Source organism: Campylobacter sp. US33a, from assembly GCF_004378855.1.
GTDB lineage: Bacteria > Campylobacterota > Campylobacteria > Campylobacterales > Campylobacteraceae > Campylobacter_D.
On sequence record NZ_RYYL01000001.1, the window covers coordinates 186,505 to 207,836 of the forward strand.

A 21,332-nucleotide genomic window follows, 5' to 3' on the forward strand; every position below is an offset into this window, starting at 1 on the left:
ACTAATTTTTATAGCAATATAAACAAGTAAATAAAAAATACCAAACACTTATAAATATTTATTAAACTTAAGTTTTTATAATTTTAGTTTTATGTTTTATTAAAAGGTAAAAAATGAAAAAAGTGTTTTTAATCTTGATTTTTTCGGTGATTTCACTCTTTGGCGATCCCGATCCTTTTGGCTTTGAGCTTGGAAAAGCGACTTTTGAGGAAGTTAGCAAAAAATATCCTGATTTTACGCAGATTGGAAATGATCCTGTAACCAAAGGCAAGCAAATTGTTGTTAATCAAAAAAATTTTGATCTTAAAGGTTTAAATAGAGATGTGATTTTTGGCTTTGATACAGAGGATAAATTAATAGGGGTATTATTATGTTTTGACGAAGATCGCTTTGATGATCTTTTATCATCTTTATCAAAATATAAAATGGTAGAAAAATACGATAATTTGGCAAATTTTAAAGATGGAAATTCTATAATTTCACTTGATAAGACAGATTTTGATATAAGATTACTTTATCGAACCAAAAAATATGATAAACTTTATGAAGATAGGCGAACAGAACGAGAACGCAAAAATAAACAGAATTCAATGCCTTAAATTGATTGCAAATTATTCTAAAATTTGCTCCAAATTTGGAGCAATTCTCACTTTTAATTTAAAATAGTTATAATTGTTTTCATTATTTTAAAATTAACTTAGGTAAAAACAATGAAAAAAAATCATCGCTGGTTTAATCTGCATTTTGTTTTTGGGTGGGTGTAGCAACAAAACAGCAGGAATGGCAGCATTAGGCGTAATTCATTCGCCTCAAATTGTAGCACTTGGTGCATTTGCTGCGGTTACTTCTCCGCTTTGGCTTTTGGAAAAAATAGAAGAAAACAGCCGTAAAACCCAACAGCAAACAGAAAAAGACTCTTGTTTATCTTGTTCATCAGACTCTTTTTATAAACTTAAAAAATTATGCGATCTTAAGCTTGATTTAGAACCAGAAATCGCAGATAAGCTTTTGTATGAGATTAATTGGGAATTTTATTATTTTAAACAACGAGAAAATTTTTTTATACAAGTGCTAGATGAGTTAAAAGATGAAAAAAGCGAAGAATATAAAAAATTCACAAAAGAATATGAAAAAAATAGTCAAAAATATATTCTTGCTTATAAAAAAGTTTTTACAAATGAAAATGATAATGCTTGACTTAAATACTCATTTAATGAAATGGACAGAAAAAGATTGTATGCTTTTTATAAAGCTTATGAGCGTTATCCTTTTCTTGAAAATGCTAAAGAATTAAATAAAAATAAAATTTTTGTCGTAAGTGATAAAAAATTTGATTATTTTTATTTTACTGATGAATTTTTAGTGAAAAATGAAAGTGAAATTTTAGAAAAACTCAGCCAAGAACACATTGAAGAATATAAAAAATTCAAAGAAGAAATTTTTAAAGACTACAAAGAAATCGGTCAAAAAGAAATTATTCCAAGCAATTTTTTAGCATTTTTTCAAATTGAAAATGAAAAATTTAAACCAATAATCGGATATGCAAGCTATCATCTAAAAGATCATCCTGATATAAATTGTGCTTTTATTGATAAAGATTATAATTAATTGAAATATCACATTTTAAAATAAATTTGCCAAATTACTTATTTTTTAAAGACAAATTATCAAGTAAGTCTTTTAAAACACTTCTATAACCCCATTCTGTAATATCTTGAATGCATTCTTGTGCGTTGGAATAGTTTTTGTGATTGATACTTCTTGTGTAATTTTTAAGATGATTAAAAAACTCATTAAAAAATTCACTTTCCATCAAGGCTTTTTTCTTGTTAAAATAATAAAGTGTAACAAAAATTTCCACTTCTACCTTTTGTCTTCCATCATCTAAAATCAAAGTAAAGCCTATCATAGGAAAGGCAAAATACTCTATTTTTCCTTTTGTAAAAGGCAGGATTTTGGCATTAAACCGCCCTTTTTCAAAAGAAAATTCTTCTTTATTTTCTTTATTAAATTTAAAAAGCACTATTTCTTTTGGGGTGATGAAAATCCTATCTTTAAAATCGATATAATTTGAGCGAAAATGTGCTCCAAAGAGATTTGCACCAGTAGTTGCTGCCATAAAAATCAAAAAGAAATAAAAAAGAATGAGATAATATTTAGTTCTCCCATCAAAATTATCCAAAGAAACCCCTAGTAAAGCCGCAGAGTACATAAGACTTATTATGATGAAAAACATTACAAGCCAAATTGCATAATGTTTAAAATATTGCTTGACAAAAAAATGATGTTCTATTTTGTTATTCCAAATGCTTTCTTTGTCAAAAACTATATCTTTTTTGCCAAATTTAGCAAAAAATAAACATCCCCAAAGCGGAGAAAACATAAAAATAAACATAAAAAGCACAATGGTAAAATTAAAACTATCCGCCAAAAACTCGCTAAAACTTAAGTCCACACTACTTAAATCCAAAGTATCCAAATCCGTAGCCAAGGCAAAAGTTGCCATAAAAATCAAAAATAAAATTTTAAACATTGTTTTTTGCTCCACTAATGACTTAATTAAATAAATATTTTTATGTATGCATTATTATATCATGTGAGTTTTTAAAATTTAAGATATACGCTACAATATAAAAAATTAAAATCAAGGAGATGCTATGCCTTTTGTTAATATTAGAATCACAAAAGAAAACGGCGAACCTACGCCAAAGCAAAAGCAAGAATTGATTGAAGGTGTTACAGATTTACTTGCTAAGGTTTTAAATAAAAATAAAGCTTCTACTGTTGTCATTATCGATGAAATTGAAATAGATAATTATGGTTTAGGCGGAAAAACTATCACTGAAGTAAGAAAAGAGCAGAAAAAAAGCTAGCTTTCTTTGCAGTTAAACCATTTACTCTCCGCATTCCGTTTTAAATTTAAAGCAGAGCTTTATAACTGAAGTTAGCTTCGTAAAGTACTTATTTTATAGACAAAAGTATAATAAACTACACTATCTAAAACAATCCAAACTAAATCAATAACAAAATAAGTCATTTGTGTTTTATCTTTCGTACTTTATATAAAGGCTAAATTATAAGCAAGACGGAGAAATTTCTGTAAATTTTTTGTTTTAATTATATCCTATAAAAATTTCTTAAATATTTTTTGATATAAAAATAAACTTTGAAAATTTATTTTGCTTACATTTTTTCGGTTTTGGTTAAAATTTTATCCAGATAAAGTTCTAAAATTTCCTCTCTTTTATATAAATCTTTAAATTCGCTAATGTCTAAATTAAGTGCAAAAGATTTAAATTTATTTTCATCTTTTAAACGCACAAAACCTACTATCCAAGCGATTTTTTTATTCCAGCCTGTTTTTCCAAAAAGTTCTAAATTTTTCATATCTTTTAAATAAATCATTTTTTTAACACTTTGTTGTGCTTTTTTAGAAAGTGGCAAAGTATTTTGCGAAAGTTTAAAAAGCAAATCCACTTGATCTTTGGCGCTAATTTTAAGTGAATTATCAAGCCAAAAAGTATCAATTTGCGAAATTTTAGCATTGCCATAGTGAAGATCATTTAAATATTTTTGCATGGTTTTTATGCCAATTTTCCTTGCCACTTCCTTAAAAGCAAGGACATTAGAGTATTTAATAGCCGAGCTTAAATTCATATCTTGCGCCCAAGAAGGCAAAAATACTTTTTCACCTTTATAGTGATAAAAAATCTCTTTTTCATTCTTTATCACACCGCTATCAAGAGAGATTAAAGCATTAAAAATTTTAAAAGTAGAAGCAGGAGAAAAGGCCTTATTGGCTCTTGTAAAATCATTACTTGCATAATTTTCGCCATCAAAAAGCACAAAAACGCCATTTGTATTATAGTTTTTAAAAAAATCTTCAAGTTTTAAGTCTTTAGCAAAAGTCAAATTTAACACAAATAAAAGCAAAAAAAGTTTTTTCATTTTAATTCTTTTTTCATTAAAAAATTTTTTAAAATTTGATTAGCCCTTATAGCTTCATTTTCCCTTACAATCTCAAAATCATTTTTTAAGAAAAACTCTTTGGCGCTTAATGATGCAAAAGTGTAAATTTCATTATGCGGATAATTTCTCAAAGCAAAATCAAGTAAATTTGTAGCTAAGCCCTGACTAGCAAAATCAGGATGAGTGAAAAGTAAATCAAGTATTTTTTGATCCAATATTATGCTTATAAAACTAGCGATTTTACCTTCTCTTTCATAGATGAAAATCTCATCATTTTTAAATTTTTCTTTCCATTTTTCTTCATCAATCCCAAGCCAAGCTTTAATTTGATCTTTTGTATAATCTTTTGCACAAAGTGTTTTTACACTTTGCTTAAAAAGCTTTATGCAAGCCTCTAAATCTTTAATATCAGCTTTTCTTATCAAGGACTTTCCTTAATGCTAAAGAAGCTAGTGCGAGCCCAAAAGAAGCAGTTACTCCCATAAAAGAGCCAAGATCTTTACATACCGCTTCTTCATCAGAAAACACCACATCAAAATCGCCCTTAAAGCCTGATTTTCTAAGCTCATAGCGGAATTTTTTTGCCAGTGCGTCTCCATGGGTTTTAAAAATGCTTGTTGTTTTAATGCGTGTTGGATCAAGCTTTCTAGCACCACCTGTAGAAGAAATAAAAATTTGGCGTTTAAAGTCAATCAAATTTGCTAACGCAACTTTGGCTGGAATATCATCAATCGCATCGATTATAAGATCAAATTTACTTAAATCAAAATTAGCCAAAAACTCATCATCAATCTTACTAACTATGCCTTTTACATTATAAATTCGCTCAAAAACCTTAGCTTTTTCTTCTCCTAAATTTTCACTATGAATTTGGCGGTTTTGATTGGTGATTTCAAATTTGTCCGCATCAATTAAAGTAAGATCACTAAAACCGCTTCTAAAAAGCGCATCTACGCATATTCCACCTACTCCACCAAGTCCGCATACAAGCACTTTGGTTTGTGCTAATTTATTGAAATTTTCTTCATTTACTAGCCATTTTATACGAGTAAATCTATCATTCATCGTTTGCCTTTAACCATTTTTTAACTTTTTTCATTTTTTCATAAGCACTTAAATCAAGCATTATGGGCGTTATCGTGGCGTATCCTTGCTTTAAAAGCGCTATATCGCTATTAGTTTCATCTTCAAAATCTAAATTCGCAGCCGCTAGCCAAAAGTACTCAACCCCTCTTGGATTGACATTAGAATGTGCCTTGAAATTATACACTCTTTTTCCTGCCTTGCAAACTTTTACGCCTTTAAATTCACTTTTTGGGGAAGGAAAGTTGATATTTAAAAATTCTTTTTTATCTAGCGGAAAACCTTGATCAAAAATCTTTTTAACGATTTTTTTAGTGATTTTTAAAGCATTTTTAAAATCAAGTTCTTTTTCACTTTTTTTATAAAATTGTGAAAGCGCAATAGCAGGAATTCCTTGCAAAACCGCCTCCATAGCGCCCGCACAAGTGCCTGAATATGTGATGTCTTCGCCCACATTTGCACCCTTATTAATCCCACTTATGACAAGATCGGGCAAACGCGTTTTATAAAGTGCGTGTAAAGCTAGATAAACACAATCTGCTGGAGTGCCATCATCGAGCTTATAAAATCTTTTTCCCACTTTTACAAAACGCAAGGGTTTTGTAAGCGTGATGGAGTGCGAACATGCTGATTTTTCATAGGCTGGGGCTACTATGGTGATTTTAGCTTTAAATTCTTTTCTTAGCATTTTGACAAGTTTTTTAAGCCCTTCGCTTTCATATCCATCATCATTTGTGATTAAAATTTCTTTCATTATTTATCCTTAATTTGTCGAAATGATGATATTTTAGCAAAAAATTCTTTTTTGGATTTATCTTAAATTATAAAAATAATATTTTTTATAATAACTAATTATTAATAAATAATTTTTACAATTTCAACTTTTAAAAATTTCAAAATTTAAAGGAAGAAATATGAAAAAAATCGTCAAATTATTTAGTATATGTGCTTTAACTTTAAGTATAGCAAATGCTGATATAAATCTTTATGGACCAGGTGGTCCGCATACAGCTTTAAAAGATGTGGCAAATAAATACGCCGAAAAAACAGGTGTAAAAGTCAATGTAAATTTTGGTCCTCAAGCTACTTGGATGGAAAAAGCTAAAGAAAATGCAGATATTTTATTTGGCGCTTCGGATCAATCAGCTTTAGCTATAGCAAGTGATTTTGGAGAAGATTTTAATGCCAGTAAAATTAAGCCTTTGTATTTTAGAGAAGCTATTATTCTAACTCAAAAAGGCAATCCTTTAAAAATCAAGGGCTTAAAAGATTTAGCTAATAAAAAAGTAAGAATTGTTGTTCCAGAAGGATCAGGAAAGAGCAATACTTCTGGAACGGGTGTTTGGGAGGATATGATAGGAAGAACTGGGGATATAAAAACTATACAAAATTTTAGATCCAATATAGTAGCTTTTGCGCCAAATAGCGGAAGTGCTAGAAAACTTTTTGCGGAAAATAAAGCAGATGCGTGGATCACATGGATTGATTGGTCAAAAAGCAATCCTGATCTAGGAAGTGTTGTGGCGATCGAAAAAGATTTAGTGGTTTATAGAACTTTAAATATTGTGGCAAAAGAAAATAGCGACAAAGAAGTATATGATTTCATCGCATATTTAGAATCCAAAGAAGCTAAAGAGATTTTCAAAAAATACGGCTGGAGAGAGTAGTTTTTAATCTTTTATTAATTTTGTAGAATTTGCAAATTTTTTCTATAATTTTAAAAAATTTTTTAGGAATAAATTTGCGAATTTTAAATCATCTAGATGCCATTTTAACCAATCAAAAAGCAAGAAATTATAAAGGTTTTAAACGCTTTTGTATGGAGTTTTGGTTTTTTGGTATAAAACAAGCTAGGGCATGTTTGTTTGCAGGGCTTTTTTTCATCGCGATGTTTTGTGTGCCACGCGAAGGACTTTTTGGAATTTATCGTTATGATTTACTTTTAATCATTGCTTTAATAATACAAGCTTGGATGGTACTTAGCAAATTAGAAAGTAAAGATGAATTAAAAGCTATTTGTTTGTTTCATTTTTTAGGCTTTTTGCTCGAAGCTTTTAAGACTTCAGTTGTAAATTCTTGGGCTTATCCAGATTTTGCCTATACAAAAATTTGGGGAGTACCACTTTTTTCTGGTTTTATGTATGCAGCGGTTGGAAGTTATGTGATACAAGCTTGGAGACTTTTTGATATGAAAGTTTCTCACCATCCTCCATTCACTTTAGCGGTGCTAAGTTCAGGACTCATTTATATTAATTTTTTTACTCATCATTATATAGGTGATTATAGGTATTATATTTTGGCTTTTTTGCTAGGACTTTATGCAAGAAGTGTGATTATTTTTACTCCTTTAGATAAAGAACGCAAAATGCCACTTTTATTAAGCTTTGTTTTGGTGGGATTTTTTATATATTTAGCTGAAAATTTAGGCACACTTTTAGGTGTTTGGAGATATCCTAATCAACTTGGTGCTTGGGCTTTAGTAAGTCTTGGAAAATGGGGTGCGTGGAGTTTGGTTATTGTGATGACTTTTACTATAACTTTATTTTTAAAGGATATTAAAAGTCGCATTCATGTGGCAAAATAAATTAATAATTTATGTTACTATATTAAAAATTTTTATAAGGAGGGTATATGCAAAAAATAAAATTTAGTTTAATTTTTTTAATTTTTGCGGTTATTTTTTCGGCTTGTTCTTCAAAAGAACAACAAATAAATCCTTTAGGTAGATCTTATGGTAAATTTAGCGATAGCGATCCTTTAAAGCTTGGTTCAACGCCAACTCCACCTGCAAAGCAAAAAACACCAGCTTTGGTAGAAGGTAAGCATTTTCCAGCTATACCGCTTACACCACCTATAATTGCTACAAATACCTTTAAAGGCGATAATGCTATAAAAGGTCCTTTGCCAAGACTTAAATCAAAAAATGAATTTGCTTCTAATGCCTTATATGAAAATTCAGGCATTGTGAGTGATTTTGTCACTATTATGAATCCTAATGGAGCTGCATTGACTGTTTGGGCTTTAAATCCAGGTAATTGGATATGGGGATACAACTTGTTTGATAGTAGACCTTTTGGTGATGCAAGAGTTTGGCAACTCATCGAATTTCCAAACAACACTGTGATGATTAAAAATGCAAAAACTCTTACTTGTTTAAATGCGTATAGAAATGGCATAGTGCATTATCCTTGCGATCAAAGCAATTTTGCACAATTTTGGAGACTTTTGCCCATGAGTAATGGGGCTTTTCAAATTCAAAATTTTGCAACGCAACAATGCATACAAACGCCAGTTGGAAATGTAATGGAGGAATTTAGCTTTAATTTTTATAATATTTATTTAACTGATTGTTTAAAATCAAAGGAAAAAAACTTAGATAGACAATGGACTATTAGTGCGCCAACTTTCAAAGGTAGATCGCCTTATTCTGGCATAGGAGAATTAGAATGAAAAAGATAATATTTTTAGTTTTTAGTGTGAATTTATTATTTGGTGCCTTAGAAAACTACAATAGTGGAACTTGGAATTTGCAAGGTTCATCAGCAGCAACGGAGAGTAAATGGAATATTAGCATAAGACAACTTGTAACAGGCGATAATCCTATGGATGTTTTAGCTGTGCAAGAAGCGGGAGTTTTGCCAAGTACTGCAGTGCAAACTCCAAGACAAGTCCAACCCGTAGGAGTAGGAATACCAATCCATGAATATGAGTGGAATTTAGGCTCTGCTTCAAGACCAAATTCTGTTTTTATTTATTACTCAAGAGTGGATGTGGGTGCAAATCGCGTTAATATGGCAATTGTTAGCAGAGTGCAAGCAGATGAGGTTTTTGTTTTACCACCTCCAACAGTTGCTTCAAGACCAATCATTGGCATACGCATAGGAAACGATGCATTTTTTAGCATACATGCTTTAGCAAGTGGTGGAAATGATGCAGGAGCTATTGTAACTGCTGTAGATATGTTTTTTAGAAACAGACCAGATATTAATTGGATGATTTTGGGTGATTTTAATAGAGAAGCGGGTGCTTTAGTGCCTTTACTTGATGCAAGCTTAAGATCTCGTATTAATGTTGTAACACCATCTTCTTTTACTCAAACAGGTGGAAGAACTATTGATTATGCTGTTACAGGAAATTCAAATACTGCTACACTTTATACCCCGCCACCAATAGTTGCTATTTTAGCTATGGCAGGACTTAGAACCTTTTTATCTTCCGATCACTTTCCTGTGAATTTTAGAAGACCTTAGGAGAAGATGATGAAAAAAATTTTAATTTTATTTTTAGCAATTTTAGGCTTTTTAAAAGCCACACCTAGTTTGGATGAATTGGAAGATTTTACACAAATGTTTGCTATAAGATCTTTAGAAACAGGAATTTCTTTAAGCCCATTTAGATACAGTTCGCAAAAATTAGAAGAACAAAATTGGTTTTTAAAAGAAATACTGCTTAGTGATGAATTAAAAGCCAAGGATAGATATGCTAAACAACGCCCTTTTGGTTATGTGCAATTTGTAAATCCTAGAGGAAGTGATGTATGCTTAGCTGTGCTAAATGATAAAGCTTTTGGGACAAAATCTTGCAAACAGGATTTGCAAGATGGCGCAATGCAGACTGTTTTTTCTATAATGCCTACAATTAATGCTGCAGTGCAAATTAGATCGCTAACCAATGGTGGAGTAAAATGCATGAGTACTTTTGCTGATCCAAATATCGCTATAGAAAATCGCTTTGGTTTGGATGATTGCACCGTAAATCCATCTGTACCTATAGAATTAAGAGAGCTTTTCTTTTTCTCTCCTGCTATAGTTGAAGCAACCCCGATTTACTAATACTTTTATGATAAAACCAAGCTTTTGTGGCTTGGTTTGAAATAAGTTTTGTATGTTAGAATTTGCTCTTTATTTCAAAGAAAATGGTGCGTTGCTTAATGGAAAAATGTTTAGAGCTTTTCCTAATAAATAATAATTAAAATTCTTGATTTAACTCAAGGATTTAACAAAATCAAACTCACCGCCATTACAGCCATTCCTAAAACAAGTCCATAAAGACTATCATGGGCTTTATCATAAGTTTTTGCAGCAGGCAATAACTCATCAAAAGAGATAAACACCATAATCCCAGCCACCACAGCAAAGGTAATAGCCAAGGTAAGCTCATTCATAATAGGCAAGATTAAAAACGCCCCTACAAACGCTCCTATAGGTTCAGCCACACCAGAAAGTGCCGAGTAGATAAAGGCTTTTTTCTTATCATTTGTAGCATGATAGATTGGTAAAGAAACCGCCATTCCTTCAGGGATATTATGTATCGCTACTGCTACGGCAATGGCTATGCCAAAACTTAGATTATCAAGACTTGAAATAAAAGTTGCAAAACCTTCTGGAAAATTATGTATAGCAATAGCAAGTGCGGTAAAAATTCCTGTTCTTTTTAAAGCTTTTACATTAATCTTTTTTAAAGGTTCGCCTGCGTGAAAAGTTGGTGCTTTTTCATTTTTCTTAGGCAAAGGACAAATTTTAAGCTCGCTTAAATCCTCTTTTGGCTCGTGCGGATTGACATCTTCAGGGATGAATTTGTCAATGATAGCCGATAAGAAAATCCCACCAAAAAAGCACAAAAGTGCCAAAAGTTCCCCATAACTTGAATTATAATATTTCTTAAAATCCACAAAAGATGAAGGTAAAATTTCCATGAAAGAAATATATATCATCACCCCAGCAGAAAAACCAAGTCCAAAAGAAAGGATTCTAAGATTATCATTTTTACTAAAAAATGCTATCACAGAACCAATAGCTGTCGAAAGTCCGGCTAAGATGGTCAAAGCCATCGCTACTAAAATTTGATCTAATGTAAATTCCATGGCAAGGATTATAGCAAAAAATTAGTAAATAAATTTTATTTATTGATAATAATTATTAATAATATTTAACTTTAATTTTTAAAAAATAGCAAAGTCTTAAGTGAAAATTGGCTATGATTTCGCTTTAAAATTTAAAAAAGAGAGAGAATGAAAAATTTTTTAGTATGTGCCTTAGAGCCTTCTGCAAATTTGCATTTAAAAGAAGTTTTAAAAGCTTATAAAAAAGATTTTGGAGAATTTGAACTTTATGGAATTTATGATGAGAGTTTGTGCGAAGAATTTGCTTTAAATTCCAAACCATTGTATAGTTCTCATGAATTTAGTGCTATGGGTTTTATAGAGGTTTTACCACTCATTTTAAAAGCCAAAAGAGCTATAAAAGAGCTAGTAAATTTAAGTCTTACTCAAAAAATTGATGCGATTTTATGTATAGATTCTCCTGCTTTTAACATACCTTTTGCAAAGGCTTTAAAAAAAGCAAATTTAAAAACAAAAAGAATTTATTATATCTTGCCTCAAGTTTGGGCATGGAAAAAAGGGCGTATTCCTATTATAGAAAGTCATTTTGATATTTTAGCTTCTATCTTACCTTTTGATGAGAAATTTTTTAGCAAAAGCACTTTTGTAGGACATCCACTCTTAGATGAGATTAAAGAATTTAAAAATGAAAATGATATTAAAAATTTGCTAGAAAAAAAAGAAAATGAAAAAATTATCGCTTTCTTACCAGGCTCAAGACACAGTGAAATTAAGCGTCTGATGCCTATTTTTAAAGAGCTTTCACTTAAATTTAATGGTGAAAAAATCCTTTGCGTACCACCATTTAATCTTAAAAAACTAGAAATTTATGGCGATATCAAAGAATTTAAGATAGAAAACAATACACCAAAGGTTCTTAAAAAAGCTGATTTTGCTTTTATTTGTAGCGGAACAGCTACTTTAGAAGCTGCGCTTGTTGGCACACCTTTTATATTAGCTTATAAGGCAAAAACCATCGATATTTTCATTGCAAAACTTTTTGTGAAATTAAAACACATTGGCCTTGCAAATATCTTTTGTGATTTTGCTCACAAAAGCGAATTAAATCCTGAATTTTTACAAGATGAAGTGAATGTGGATAACTTATATAATGCCTATAATAAATATGATTATAAGGCATTTTTTGATAAAGTAGATTTTTTAAAAGAATATTTAAAATTTGGAAGTGCGAAAAATCTCGCTAAAATCTTAAATGAAATTTAAAAGGATGGATAATGCAAAAAGAACCTATGAGTCAATTTGGATATGATAAATTAGTTGCCGAGTTAAAAGATTTAAAAGATAATCAACGCCCAGCTGTTGTGATAGAAATTGATACCGCAAGAAGTCATGGAGATTTAAAAGAAAACGCAGAATATCACGCCGCAAGAGAAAAACAAGCTTTAATAGAAAGTCGCATCGCAGAGCTTAGTGATTTGATCGCAAGGGCACAAGTTATTGATCCTTCATCTTATGAGCATGATAGTGTAAAATTTGGTTCAACTGTGGTGATTATGGATTTAGATACAGAAAAAGAAAGTAAATATACTTTAGTTGGAATTTGTGAAGGAAATTTGGATAAAGGTTATATTTCCATAGCTTCGCCTATAGCAAGGGCTATGCTTGGAAAAAAAGAAGGAGATGATTTTAAAGTGCGTTTGCCAAAAGGTGAAAGTGAGTTTGAAATTGTTTCCATAGAGTACAAAGCCTTGGAGTTTTGATGGTAAAACAAAGATATTTTGATTTTATTGTTAAGTATTTTCCATATATATCTTTAATTTTTATATTAGATATCAGTATATCTTTATGGTGGAGTTATTTGACTTTTGAACGCGATATTTTAGAGTGGCTTATTTTTAAAGCACTAAAAAATATCGTTATTGTTTTTGTATTAAATATTTTCATCATTCATATTTTTTTCCTTTTTTTTAAGGAAAAAGCTAGATTTTTTTTGTATTTTATTACTATATATGCAATTTTTGCTTTTATCTTGCAAGGATATTTACTAGCAAATTATTCTACTAAATTTAATCCTTTATTTATAGATCTTATTTTTCAGACGGATTTGAAAGAAATTCGTGAATTTGCTGAATTTTATATCGATTTTAAGTTAATAGTCACTTGTGTTTTATTTTTCTTTTGTGTTTTTTTATGGTTTATTTTTACTAAAAAAAATCAAAAATATCTACATATATCCAATAAAAAAATATTAACAGGAATGTGTTTTATTTATATTGCAGTGATTTTGGGTTTAGTATTAGATTGTGCAAATCGCTATTTTGCTAAAAAACATGGGATAAATTCTATAGATAAGATTAATTTTAGTTTTTTGATTGATATTCCAGAGCAATTTTTTAGATTCTATTCCAATAATGGTATATGGGCTAATTATAATTTTTATCTAAATAATTATGAAAAAGTTGCAAATTCTTATAGGGGGGGGGTGAGCGTTGAGAAGAAAATTCCTTATATTATCCTTGTTATCGGTGAAAGTACCCAGAGAAATTATATGAGTTTGTATGGCTATAATTTAGAAACCACACCTAATTTAAAAGTGTTGGAAAGAAATGGAAATTTAATTAAATTTAATGATGTTATATCACCTTTTGCAAGCACTCAAGCATCGCTTAGAAGGGTTATGAATTTTTCAAATATTGAAAATGAAGAAAATTGGCATGATAGATTAAATATCGTTGATTTATTTGAATTAGCGGGTTATAAGAGTATTTTTATATCTAATCACGAACCTATGAGTGGCCATACAAGTATTACTACTGCTGTGGCAAATCGTGCAGAAGAAACTATTTTTCTGAATAAATTTGCAACAGATGATAAAATTTTTACTAAGGCATTGGATGCTGAAATGTTGTCACTTATTGAAGATAGAATAAATAAGAAAGATTTTTTCATTTTGCAACTAATGGGAACACATTTTAGATACGATAGAAGGTATGATAAAGGCTTTGCTAAATTTAATGCAGATGATATTGATAGAAATCTTGAAATTGAAGAGAAAGAAATTGTGGCCACTTATGCAAATTCTGTCCTTTATAATGATTATTTTGTAAATGAAATTTTTGATTTATTTAAAGATAAAGAAGTTGTTATTGTTTATATGAGTGATCATGGAGAAAGTGTATATGAGTATAGAGATAGAGCGGAGCATTTTGTGACTTCAAAATTTACTGCTGAAATTCCGTTTTTTTTCATAGTAAGTGACAAATTTAAACAAAATAATCCTAAGTTAGTAGATAAAATACTTAAAGCAAAAGATAGGCCTTTTATGATTGATGATTTAATCCATGTAATGGTAACTATTGGAGGTATTAAAGTCAAAGATTATGAAGCTACAAGAGATGTATTAAGTAAAGATTTCAACACTAAAAGAATTCGATTTTTTAATGGTAAAGTTGATTATGATAAGACATTAAAAAGTGAGAAAGCAAAGCATTGATTTTTATACAAAATAAAGCAATCTTAATTGCTGATGCTCATGAAAATAAAGAAAGAAAAGGATTTTGGAAATTTTTACAAGCTTTAAGAAGTGGTGAAATTTCTACCTCGCAACTTATTTTAATGGGTGATATTTTTGATTTATTGGTGGGTGAAATTTCTGCTACTCATGATTTCGCAAAGCCTTATATTGATTTACTTGAAGAATTAACCGAGAAAATAGAAATTATTTATTTAGAAGGAAATCATGATTTTAATTTAAAAAATCTTTTTAGAAATGTTAAAGTTTTTGATATTAATTCTCAACCCTTAGAGTGTTTTTTTACAAAAGATGAAAATCAAAAAATTCAATTGGCCCATGGAGATATTTTTTTAAAGCCTTTTTTGCAATTTATACTAAAAACTTTAAGAAATCACTATTTATTAATTTTTTTAAATTTTCTAAATAACATTACCTTTCATGCCATTTCAAAACAAATTTTAAAAAATCAAACAAACAAAAATCTTTTTTACAAAATAGATAATTTTGATAATCTAGTTCAAAAAAGATATGAAAAATATCAAGCAAATGGACATTGGGTCATCGAAGGACACTATCATCAAAATTTTATTTTCAATACAGAAAAAATTAATTATATTAACTTACCAAGTTTTGCATATGAGAGAAGTTTTTTTGTAGTAGAATGCCAAGACAAAGTAAAATTTCAAGAACAGAAGTTGAGGTGTTGAAATGTTTGAAGAAAATATCGTAAAAACGGGTTCAAATGAAATGGAGCTTGTTGATTTTCGTATCTTTAAACAAGGTCAAGATAAGGTTTATGAAGGAATTTATGGAGTTAATGTCTCCAAAGTGAGAGAAATCATAAAAATTCCTAGCCTTACAGAACTACCAGGAGTACCTGATTATATCGAAGGAATATTTGACCTTCGTGGTGTGGTAATTCCGGTTGTTAATCTTGCCAAGTGGATGCAAATCAAAGAGCCAGAAGGAGCTATGTTAAAGCCTAGAGTGATCATTACTGAATTTAGTAATATTCTTATAGGTTTTATCGTTCATGAGGCAAAAAGAATTCGCCGTATTAATTGGAAGGATATTGAGCCAGCTACTTTTTCTACAGGATCTGGAGCTTTAGATAAGGGTAAGATCACGGGTGTAACGCGTATAGAAAATGATGAGGTATTGCTTATATTGGATCTTGAGAGTGTGGTAGAAGAGCTTGGCATATATTCTCCAAGAAGCGATATTGATTATTCTCAAATTGAAAAATTTAGTGGTACAGCATTAATTTTAGATGATAGCTTAACTGCTAGAAAACGCGTTAAAGAAATGTTACAAAAAATGGGACTTCATATTGTAGAAGCTAAGGATGGAGTTGAAGGGATTGAAAAACTCGAAGAACTTTATCAGCTTTATGGTGAAGATTTACATAAGCATTTAAAAATTATAGTAAGTGATGTTGAGATGCCACAAATGGATGGTTTCCATTTCGCAGCTCATTTAAAAGCTGATGCAAGATTTAAAAACATTCCTATAGTATTTAATTCATCTTTGTCAAATGAATTTATGAATGAAAAAGGCGTTCAAGAAGCAGGCGGAGAAAGTTATTTGGTTAAATTTAATGCAGGTGACTTTTTTGCTGAAATAGCGCGTGTATTAAAAGAGCGTCAAGTACAGGAACAGGAGTAAGATATGGAAGATATGCAAGAAATACTTGAAGATTTTTTGGTTGAAGCTTTTGAGTTAGTTGAGCAAATCGACCATGATTTAGTGGAGTTGGAAACTAATCCAGAAGATTTAGAGCTGTTAAATAGTATATTTCGCGTTGCTCATACCATTAAGGGTTCATCAAGCTTTTTAAATTTTGATGTTTTGACAAAACTTACTCATCATATGGAAGATGTTTTAAACAAAGCAAGACACGGAGAGTTGAAAATTACTCCAGATATCATGGATGTGGTTTTGGAGTCAGTTGATAGAATGAAAACTTTGCTTAATTCTATTAGGGATAATGGCAATGATACGGCTATTGGAATGGATATAGAGCCAATTTGCACAAAATTAACTGCAATTTCTGAAGGCAATGATAGCTGCTCTGCTGAGATAAACTCTAGTGAGAATTCTGATGCAATTTCACAACCACAAACACAAGAAACATCGGCATCAGAACAAATAAAAGAGGAGCCAGAAATTGATGTAAATCAGTTAAGCGACTCTGAAGTTGAAGCTGAAATTGAAAGACTTTTAAAAGTCAGAAAAGCAGAGGATCAAGCTAGAAGAGAGAGAAAAAAACAAGAAGAAAAGGCTAATGTGGCCAAACAAGCTCCTAAAACACAAACAAATTCTGGAGCTAATGCAGATAAAAAAGTTCCTGCTGTAGGTGGTGCAAATAGCTCATCTATGGATCAAACTATCCGTGTTGAAGTAAAAAGACTTGATCATTTAATGAATTTAATTGGCGAACTTGTTTTGGGTAAAAACCGTTTGCTTAAAATTTATGATGATGTAGAAGAGCGTTATGAAGGAGAAAAATTCCTAGAAGAGCTTAATCAAGTCGTAGGTCAATTAAGCATCATAACAACTGATGTCCAACTTGCGGTTATGAAAACAAGAATGCAACCAATTGCAAAGGTTTTTAATAAATTTCCAAGAGTTGTGCGTGATTTAAGTCGTGAGCTTGGTAAGCAAATGGAGCTTGAAATTTCAGGTGAAGAAACAGAACTTGATAAGTCTATTGTCGAAGAAATAGGTGATCCTATTATGCATATGATTAGAAATTCATGTGATCATGGTATAGAAGATCCAGCCACACGCTTGGCATTAGGAAAGCCAGAAAAGGGTATAGTGCAGCTTAAGGCCTATAATGAAGGTAATCATATTGTTGTGGAAATTACCGATGATGGTAAGGGGCTTGATGCTAATGCACTTAAAGTAAAAGCAATTGAGAAGAATTTAATTACTGAAAGAGAAGCAGAGCAAATGAGCGATAAGGAAGCTTTTGCTTTGATTTTTAAACCTGGTTTTTCAATGGCTGCGAAGGTAACAAATGTTTCTGGTCGTGGTGTTGGAATGGATGTTGTTAAAACGAATATTGAAAAACTTAATGGTGTTATTGAAATAGACAGTGAATTGGGTAAAGGAAGTTCATTTAAACTTAAAATTCCATTAACTCTAGCAATCATTCAATCTTTGCTTGTAGGAACTCAAGAAGAGTTTTATGCTATACCACTTGCAAGTGTTCTTGAAACGGTTAGGGTGCCAATTGATAATATTTATACAATTGAAGGTAAAAATGTCTTGCGTTTAAGAGATGAAGTTCTTTCTCTTGTAAGACTTTCAGATGTTTTTGGAGTTAAGCAAGTTCTTGAAGGTGGTGATCAAACTTATGTGGTTGTTGTGGGTATTGCTGAAAGTAAACTAGGTATTATTGTAGATACTCTTGTGGGTCAAGAAGAGATTGTTATTAAATCCATGGGTGATTATTTGCAAAATATTCAAGGCATTGCTGGAGCTACCATTCGTGGTGATGGTAGGGTAACTCTGATTGTTGATGTGGGCGCCATGATGGATATGGCAAAGGAAATTAAGGTAGATATTAAGGCTCAGATTGAATCAAGTGCGAAAAAACCAAAAGAAAAACCAAGTGATTATAAAGTTTTAATTGTGGACGATTCTAAGATGGATAGAACTTTAATGCAAAAATCCTTAGAGCCGCTTGGAGTTTCAACTTTAGAAGCCACAAATGGTGTTGAAGCTTTAGGTCTTATTAAATCTAATGAGCATGATATCGATGCAGTATTGATTGATATTGAGATGCCAAGAATGGATGGTTATACTTTAGCAGGCGAAATTAGAAAGTATTCTAAATACCGCTATTTGCCTTTAATTGCTGTAACTTCAAGAACAAGCAAAACTGATCGTTTAAGAGGCGTTGAAGTAGGAATGACTGAGTATATCACTAAGCCTTATTCGCCAGAATACTTAGAAAATGTAGTCAGAAAGAATTTAAAATTAGGATAATGTCATGAGTGAGAAATTAAATCAAATTTTGCAAAGACAAAAAACGCAAATTGCAGGTGTTGGCACAAACCATAGTGATGATGATATTATTCAGTTGGTTGGCTTTGTGGTTGGGGAAGAGGAATATGCTATTCCAATTCTTAATATCCAAGAAATTATCAAACCTATAGAATATACAAGAGTTCCTAGTGTTCCTTCTTATGTTTTAGGTGTATTTAATATGAGAGGAAATGTTATGCCTCTCATTGATTTGGCTCAAAGATTTAATTTGGGTAGTTCAAAGATGACTCCTCAAACTCGTTACATAGTGCTTAAAGGGGAAAGCAATGGCAGTGGTGTTGGAGGAAATGCTGGTTTTGTGATAGATAGACTCACCGAAGCTATTAAAATTCACAGAAGCAGGATTGATCCGCCGCCTGAGACTTTATTGAAAGAAAAGGGTATGATTTATGGTATAGGTAAAAGAGATGATAATATCCTTACTATATTAAAAGTTGAAGCTCTTTTAAAGCGTGAATTTTAATGATAAAACTTTGTGTTTTTGATTTTGATTCCACTTTAATGGATGGAGAAACCATAGATATTTTAGCGAATGTCTATGGGGTAGGTGATGAAGTTAAGGCGATCACACAAAAAGCTATGGATGGGGAGCTTGATTTCTTTGAAAGCTTAGTTCAAAGAGTATCTTTGCTTAAGAATATGAAATACCAAACTGTTTTAGAGGTATGCAAAACCTTACCATTGATGAAAGGAAGTTGTGAGCTTATTGAATTTTTACATTCTAAGCAGATCAGAACTGTTGTTTTTAGCGGTGGTTTTCATGAGGGCATTGATTTTGCTCAAGAAAAATTAAATTTTAGTTTAGGTTTTGCAAATTTTTTGCATCATAAAGATGGGGTTTTAACCGGTCTTGTTGGTGGGGAAATTATGTTTGCAAATTCTAAAGGATTTATGCTTCAAAGGTTAAAGAAATTTCTAAATTTAAAAAATGAAGAAGTGATGTGCGTTGGCGATGGTGCTAATGATATTGCTATGTTTAAAGAGAGTGGTTTAAAAATAGCTTTTTGTGCGAAACAAATTTTAAAAACTTATGCAGATATTTGCGTAGATGAAAAAGATTTAAAAGAGATTATAAAGGTGATAAAATGAAAAAATTTTCCCTATGGTGTGATTTTATAGAAAATAATTTTTTGGACAATGAATTTTTAGATTTAATTGCAAAAAATGCGATTAATGGTGCGACTTCAAATCCTGCTATTTTTAAAAATGCTATTTTAACCTCGCCTATATATAAGGAAAAAATTACCAAATTAAGAGGCAAAAAAGCAAAAGAAATTTATGAAGAACTCGCAATTGCCGATATACAGAAAGCCGCCGATAAATTAGCTCCTTTGTTTTATCAAGGTAATGATGGTTTTATTAGTCTTGAGATCGATCCAAGATTTCATGATAACACAAGTCTTAGTTTGGGCGAGGCAAAAAGGCTTTATACAAATATAGCCAAAGAAAATGTGATGATTAAAATTCCAGCTACCAAGGCTTCTTATGAAGTGATGTATGAATTGATGAAAAATGGAATTAGTGTCAATGCGACTTTGATTTTTGATTTTGAGCAAAGCAAGTCTTGTTTTGAAGCTTTAAGTGCTGGACTTAAAGAATTTAGAAAAAACAATCCAAGATCAAGAGAGCCAAAAGCGGTTATAAGTATCTTTGTAAGTCGTTTTGATAGGCTTTTAAATGAGAGAGTAGTAGATAAAAATACCATAGGAATTTTAACAGCCACAAAGGCTTATAAGTATATTGTTTCACAAAATGAAGAAGGCATTAGAGCCTTGTTTGCAAGCACAGGTGTAAAAGGTGATGATTTAGCAAAGGATTATTATATCAAAGAACTTCTTTATGAAAAGGCCATCAATACGGCACCACTAGATGCAATTAGAGCATTTTTGGGTAAGGAATTGATCTTTAAAGAGCCATTAAAAGATGAGTGTATAGAGAAGAAATTAAATGCCAATATTTCACAAGATGAATTAACTAAAGCTTGCAAAACTTTGCTAGATGATGGTTTAGAGCAATTTTGCATAGCATTTGAAGATATTTTAAAAGCTTTGTAAATTAGCTTAATCTCGCTTGAGATTAAGCACTTACATCCGCTAGAGTTGGTCTTTTAACTGAAAAAATATTAGATGGCGATCTTCTGCCGTAATTTGGACATCTGCCTACTGCTTTCCATAAATTTTCTTTTATATATTTTGATGGTTTTCCAAATCTTCTTTCATATAATAGACAAGTTTCATCCCAAGATTTGTTGAGATTTTCTAGATCTTTTTTACCACGCATTCCAAAATAAGGAAAGTGGTGCAAAAAGTAACCAAAGATATTTTCACAATCTTGAGCGTATTTTAATGTATCTAAGATATGATAATGCCAAATTTATCAACATCTGTTGGTGGCACTATAGGTGCTTCTTTGTTTTCAAGACATAGAAAAAGAAATTTTCTATATTCGACTTCAATGAATTTAACATACTCTAAACTCCATTCTAATCCTTCATTTTTGTCAATTATTTTTACTATGATTGGCTCCAAGTCCAATCTAATCCAAATTATAGTTTAATAATGCTTTGTGTTATAAATGATTAATGAAAAATTATATAAAAACTAAACTTATAAATAAAGTGTTATAAGGCTTAGTTGCATGAAATAAAAAATGTCAGAAAAACATCGTAAAATAAGGAAAATATTGCAAGAATTAGAAAAGAAAAAGGAATTTCTCAGTTAGAATTATCTTTATTGCTGGGACATAAAAGTGTATCTATTGTCGCAAGCGCAGAAAGGCATTATAGAGGAGCACATTTTAATTTAAATCACTTGTTTCAGATGGCTGAAATTTTTGAAATAGATATTTGTGATTTCTTTAAATAAATTT

27 protein-coding genes are annotated in these 21,332 nt (G+C 30.8%); 19 read left to right on the forward strand and 8 right to left on the reverse strand.

The genetic code is table 11. From position 1 onward, the window contains the following. Nucleotides 1-113 precede the first annotated feature (113 nt). The 3 genes from ELQ16_RS00915 to ELQ16_RS00925 all read left to right on the forward strand — a co-directional run bounded on the left by ELQ16_RS00915 (nucleotide 114) and on the right by ELQ16_RS00925 (nucleotide 1,608). A complete protein-coding gene (locus ELQ16_RS00915) occupies nucleotides 114-599 on the forward strand; it encodes a hypothetical protein (protein WP_134237699.1) in 486 nt (161 codons plus the stop codon). Between the two features lie 181 nt (nucleotides 600-780). Continuing rightward, nucleotides 781-1,197 (forward strand): hypothetical protein, encoded by a 417-nt coding sequence (locus ELQ16_RS00920; RefSeq protein ID WP_134237700.1) that lies wholly within the window; start codon nucleotides 781-783, stop codon nucleotides 1,195-1,197. A 21-nt stretch (nucleotides 1,198-1,218) separates the two neighbouring features. Then, nucleotides 1,219-1,608 (forward strand): hypothetical protein, encoded by a 390-nt coding sequence (locus ELQ16_RS00925; protein ID WP_134237701.1) that lies wholly within the window; start codon nucleotides 1,219-1,221, stop codon nucleotides 1,606-1,608. A 34-nt stretch (nucleotides 1,609-1,642) separates the two neighbouring features. Here the strand turns inward: ELQ16_RS00925 and ELQ16_RS00930 are convergent, their stop codons facing one another. Beyond that, the gene (locus tag ELQ16_RS00930) at nucleotides 1,643-2,533 is read right to left on the reverse strand and encodes a hypothetical protein (protein ID WP_134237702.1); all 891 of its coding nucleotides are present in this window, start codon (nucleotides 2,531-2,533) and stop codon (nucleotides 1,643-1,645) included. 124 nt (nucleotides 2,534-2,657) lie between these two features. Between ELQ16_RS00930 and ELQ16_RS00935 the strand changes: the two genes are divergently transcribed. Further along, nucleotides 2,658-2,873 (forward strand): 2-hydroxymuconate tautomerase family protein, encoded by a 216-nt coding sequence (locus tag ELQ16_RS00935; protein ID WP_134237703.1) that lies wholly within the window; start codon nucleotides 2,658-2,660, stop codon nucleotides 2,871-2,873. 310 nt (nucleotides 2,874-3,183) lie between these two features. Here ELQ16_RS00935 and blaOXA read toward each other — a convergent pair whose 3' ends face one another. Genes blaOXA through surE form a run of 4 tightly spaced genes read right to left on the reverse strand, consistent with a single transcriptional unit; the run spans nucleotide 3,184 to nucleotide 5,806 of the window. Further along, nucleotides 3,184-3,948, reverse strand: a complete 765-nt coding sequence (gene blaOXA / locus ELQ16_RS00940) for a class D beta-lactamase (RefSeq protein ID WP_134237704.1) — start codon at nucleotides 3,946-3,948, stop codon at nucleotides 3,184-3,186. Further along, nucleotides 3,945-4,394, reverse strand: coding sequence for a GNAT family N-acetyltransferase (locus tag ELQ16_RS00945; protein WP_134237705.1), 450 nt, complete (start codon nucleotides 4,392-4,394; stop codon nucleotides 3,945-3,947). Before ELQ16_RS00945 ends, blaOXA begins: the two co-directional genes overlap by 4 nt. Next, the gene (locus ELQ16_RS00950) at nucleotides 4,378-5,034 is read right to left on the reverse strand and encodes a ThiF family adenylyltransferase (RefSeq protein ID WP_134237706.1); all 657 of its coding nucleotides are present in this window, start codon (nucleotides 5,032-5,034) and stop codon (nucleotides 4,378-4,380) included. The genes ELQ16_RS00945 and ELQ16_RS00950 overlap by 17 nt, the downstream gene beginning before the upstream one ends. After that, complete coding sequence (surE, locus tag ELQ16_RS00955; protein WP_134237707.1) at nucleotides 5,027-5,806, reverse strand: 5'/3'-nucleotidase SurE; 780 nt, start codon at nucleotides 5,804-5,806, stop codon at nucleotides 5,027-5,029. Before surE ends, ELQ16_RS00950 begins: the two co-directional genes overlap by 8 nt. A 160-nt stretch (nucleotides 5,807-5,966) precedes the next feature. On the opposite strand from surE, the gene peb3 reads away from it, so the two are divergent. The 5 genes from peb3 to ELQ16_RS00980 all read left to right on the forward strand — a co-directional run bounded on the left by peb3 (nucleotide 5,967) and on the right by ELQ16_RS00980 (nucleotide 9,884). Continuing rightward, a complete protein-coding gene (gene peb3, locus ELQ16_RS00960; RefSeq protein ID WP_134237708.1) occupies nucleotides 5,967-6,719 on the forward strand; it encodes an AcfC family glycoprotein adhesin PEB3 in 753 nt (250 codons plus the stop codon). A gap of 74 nt (nucleotides 6,720-6,793) precedes the next feature. Next, nucleotides 6,794-7,636 (forward strand): DUF817 domain-containing protein, encoded by an 843-nt coding sequence (locus tag ELQ16_RS00965; protein WP_208335048.1) that lies wholly within the window; start codon nucleotides 6,794-6,796, stop codon nucleotides 7,634-7,636. A 47-nt stretch (nucleotides 7,637-7,683) separates the two neighbouring features. Further along, nucleotides 7,684-8,502: an RICIN domain-containing protein gene (locus tag ELQ16_RS00970; RefSeq protein ID WP_134237709.1), complete on the forward strand. Its 819-nt coding sequence runs from the start codon at nucleotides 7,684-7,686 to the stop codon at nucleotides 8,500-8,502. After that, on the forward strand, nucleotides 8,499-9,302 hold the full coding sequence (locus ELQ16_RS00975) for a cytolethal distending toxin subunit B family protein (RefSeq protein WP_134237710.1): 804 nt from the start codon (nucleotides 8,499-8,501) through the stop codon (nucleotides 9,300-9,302). Before ELQ16_RS00970 ends, ELQ16_RS00975 begins: the two co-directional genes overlap by 4 nt. 9 nt (nucleotides 9,303-9,311) lie before the next feature. Continuing rightward, nucleotides 9,312-9,884: a cytolethal distending toxin subunit A gene (locus ELQ16_RS00980; protein WP_134237711.1), complete on the forward strand. Its 573-nt coding sequence runs from the start codon at nucleotides 9,312-9,314 to the stop codon at nucleotides 9,882-9,884. Nucleotides 9,885-10,039: 155 nt separating this feature from the next. On the opposite strand, the gene zupT is transcribed toward ELQ16_RS00980, so the two are convergent. Next, nucleotides 10,040-10,915, reverse strand: a complete 876-nt coding sequence (gene zupT, locus ELQ16_RS00985) for a zinc transporter ZupT (RefSeq protein WP_134237712.1) — start codon at nucleotides 10,913-10,915, stop codon at nucleotides 10,040-10,042. Between the two features lie 147 nt (nucleotides 10,916-11,062). On the opposite strand from zupT, the gene lpxB reads away from it, so the two are divergent. Genes lpxB through ELQ16_RS01030 form a run of 9 tightly spaced genes read left to right on the forward strand, consistent with a single transcriptional unit; the run spans nucleotide 11,063 to nucleotide 20,518 of the window. Further along, complete coding sequence (lpxB, locus tag ELQ16_RS00990; RefSeq protein ID WP_134237713.1) at nucleotides 11,063-12,157, forward strand: lipid-A-disaccharide synthase; 1,095 nt, start codon at nucleotides 11,063-11,065, stop codon at nucleotides 12,155-12,157. Nucleotides 12,158-12,168: 11 nt separating this feature from the next. After that, nucleotides 12,169-12,654: a transcription elongation factor GreA gene (greA, locus tag ELQ16_RS00995; protein WP_134237714.1), complete on the forward strand. Its 486-nt coding sequence runs from the start codon at nucleotides 12,169-12,171 to the stop codon at nucleotides 12,652-12,654. Continuing rightward, entirely contained in the window at nucleotides 12,654-14,387 is a 1,734-nt protein-coding gene (locus ELQ16_RS01000; RefSeq protein ID WP_134237715.1) for a phosphoethanolamine transferase, read from the forward strand. Before greA ends, ELQ16_RS01000 begins: the two co-directional genes overlap by 1 nt. Then, complete coding sequence (locus ELQ16_RS01005; protein ID WP_134237716.1) at nucleotides 14,384-15,115, forward strand: UDP-2,3-diacylglucosamine diphosphatase; 732 nt, start codon at nucleotides 14,384-14,386, stop codon at nucleotides 15,113-15,115. Before ELQ16_RS01000 ends, ELQ16_RS01005 begins: the two co-directional genes overlap by 4 nt. Before the next feature lies 1 nt (nucleotide 15,116). Further along, the gene (locus ELQ16_RS01010) at nucleotides 15,117-16,073 is read left to right on the forward strand and encodes a chemotaxis protein (RefSeq protein WP_134237717.1); all 957 of its coding nucleotides are present in this window, start codon (nucleotides 15,117-15,119) and stop codon (nucleotides 16,071-16,073) included. 3 nt (nucleotides 16,074-16,076) lie between these two features. Beyond that, nucleotides 16,077-18,404 carry a chemotaxis protein CheW gene (locus tag ELQ16_RS01015; RefSeq protein WP_134237718.1) on the forward strand — a complete coding sequence of 776 codons (2,328 nt, stop codon included), beginning with the start codon at nucleotides 16,077-16,079 and terminating at the stop codon, nucleotides 18,402-18,404. A 4-nt stretch (nucleotides 18,405-18,408) separates the two neighbouring features. After that, nucleotides 18,409-18,927: a chemotaxis protein CheW gene (locus ELQ16_RS01020; protein WP_134237719.1), complete on the forward strand. Its 519-nt coding sequence runs from the start codon at nucleotides 18,409-18,411 to the stop codon at nucleotides 18,925-18,927. Continuing rightward, on the forward strand, nucleotides 18,927-19,553 hold the full coding sequence (gene serB, locus ELQ16_RS01025; RefSeq protein ID WP_134237720.1) for a phosphoserine phosphatase SerB: 627 nt from the start codon (nucleotides 18,927-18,929) through the stop codon (nucleotides 19,551-19,553). The genes ELQ16_RS01020 and serB overlap by 1 nt, the downstream gene beginning before the upstream one ends. Continuing rightward, complete coding sequence (locus tag ELQ16_RS01030) at nucleotides 19,550-20,518, forward strand: transaldolase (RefSeq protein WP_134237721.1); 969 nt, start codon at nucleotides 19,550-19,552, stop codon at nucleotides 20,516-20,518. The genes serB and ELQ16_RS01030 overlap by 4 nt, the downstream gene beginning before the upstream one ends. Nucleotides 20,519-20,540: 22 nt before the next feature. Here ELQ16_RS01030 and ELQ16_RS10115 read toward each other — a convergent pair whose 3' ends face one another. Next, the gene (locus ELQ16_RS10115) at nucleotides 20,541-20,768 is read right to left on the reverse strand and encodes a hypothetical protein (protein WP_208335049.1); all 228 of its coding nucleotides are present in this window, start codon (nucleotides 20,766-20,768) and stop codon (nucleotides 20,541-20,543) included. A gap of 47 nt (nucleotides 20,769-20,815) precedes the next feature. Beyond that, nucleotides 20,816-20,998 (reverse strand): hypothetical protein, encoded by a 183-nt coding sequence (locus ELQ16_RS10120; protein WP_208335050.1) that lies wholly within the window; start codon nucleotides 20,996-20,998, stop codon nucleotides 20,816-20,818. Between the two features lie 156 nt (nucleotides 20,999-21,154). Between ELQ16_RS10120 and ELQ16_RS01040 the strand changes: the two genes are divergently transcribed. Beyond that, nucleotides 21,155-21,328 carry an XRE family transcriptional regulator gene (locus tag ELQ16_RS01040; protein ID WP_279586249.1) on the forward strand — a complete coding sequence of 58 codons (174 nt, stop codon included), beginning with the start codon at nucleotides 21,155-21,157 and terminating at the stop codon, nucleotides 21,326-21,328. Nucleotides 21,329-21,332 lie beyond the last annotated feature (4 nt).

What these genes read in the sequence shown, in the direction of transcription:
- ELQ16_RS01015 (WP_134237718.1), top strand. Translation starts at nt 16,077, where the DNA reads ATGGAAGATATGCAAGAAATACTTGAAGATTTTTTGGTTGAAGCTTTT.
- greA (WP_134237714.1), top strand. Translation starts at nt 12,169, where the DNA reads ATGCAAAAAGAACCTATGAGTCAATTTGGATATGATAAATTAGTTGCC.
- ELQ16_RS00970 (WP_134237709.1), top strand. Translation starts at nt 7,684, where the DNA reads ATGCAAAAAATAAAATTTAGTTTAATTTTTTTAATTTTTGCGGTTATT.
- serB (WP_134237720.1), top strand. Translation starts at nt 18,927, where the DNA reads ATGATAAAACTTTGTGTTTTTGATTTTGATTCCACTTTAATGGATGGA.
- ELQ16_RS01020 (WP_134237719.1), top strand. Translation starts at nt 18,409, where the DNA reads ATGAGTGAGAAATTAAATCAAATTTTGCAAAGACAAAAAACGCAAATT.
- blaOXA (WP_134237704.1), bottom strand. Translation starts at nt 3,948, where the DNA reads ATGAAAAAACTTTTTTTGCTTTTATTTGTGTTAAATTTGACTTTTGCT.
- ELQ16_RS01030 (WP_134237721.1), top strand. Translation starts at nt 19,550, where the DNA reads ATGAAAAAATTTTCCCTATGGTGTGATTTTATAGAAAATAATTTTTTG.
- ELQ16_RS00950 (WP_134237706.1), bottom strand. Translation starts at nt 5,034, where the DNA reads ATGAATGATAGATTTACTCGTATAAAATGGCTAGTAAATGAAGAAAAT.
- ELQ16_RS00935 (WP_134237703.1), top strand. Translation starts at nt 2,658, where the DNA reads ATGCCTTTTGTTAATATTAGAATCACAAAAGAAAACGGCGAACCTACG.
- peb3 (WP_134237708.1), top strand. Translation starts at nt 5,967, where the DNA reads ATGAAAAAAATCGTCAAATTATTTAGTATATGTGCTTTAACTTTAAGT.
- ELQ16_RS00975 (WP_134237710.1), top strand. Translation starts at nt 8,499, where the DNA reads ATGAAAAAGATAATATTTTTAGTTTTTAGTGTGAATTTATTATTTGGT.
- zupT (WP_134237712.1), bottom strand. Translation starts at nt 10,915, where the DNA reads ATGGAATTTACATTAGATCAAATTTTAGTAGCGATGGCTTTGACCATC.
- ELQ16_RS00980 (WP_134237711.1), top strand. Translation starts at nt 9,312, where the DNA reads ATGAAAAAAATTTTAATTTTATTTTTAGCAATTTTAGGCTTTTTAAAA.
- ELQ16_RS01010 (WP_134237717.1), top strand. Translation starts at nt 15,117, where the DNA reads ATGTTTGAAGAAAATATCGTAAAAACGGGTTCAAATGAAATGGAGCTT.
- surE (WP_134237707.1), bottom strand. Translation starts at nt 5,806, where the DNA reads ATGAAAGAAATTTTAATCACAAATGATGATGGATATGAAAGCGAAGGG.
- ELQ16_RS01000 (WP_134237715.1), top strand. Translation starts at nt 12,654, where the DNA reads ATGGTAAAACAAAGATATTTTGATTTTATTGTTAAGTATTTTCCATAT.
- ELQ16_RS00925 (WP_134237701.1), top strand. Translation starts at nt 1,219, where the DNA reads ATGGACAGAAAAAGATTGTATGCTTTTTATAAAGCTTATGAGCGTTAT.
- lpxB (WP_134237713.1), top strand. Translation starts at nt 11,063, where the DNA reads ATGAAAAATTTTTTAGTATGTGCCTTAGAGCCTTCTGCAAATTTGCAT.
- ELQ16_RS00915 (WP_134237699.1), top strand. Translation starts at nt 114, where the DNA reads ATGAAAAAAGTGTTTTTAATCTTGATTTTTTCGGTGATTTCACTCTTT.
- ELQ16_RS00920 (WP_134237700.1), top strand. Translation starts at nt 781, where the DNA reads ATGGCAGCATTAGGCGTAATTCATTCGCCTCAAATTGTAGCACTTGGT.
- ELQ16_RS00930 (WP_134237702.1), bottom strand. Translation starts at nt 2,533, where the DNA reads ATGTTTAAAATTTTATTTTTGATTTTTATGGCAACTTTTGCCTTGGCT.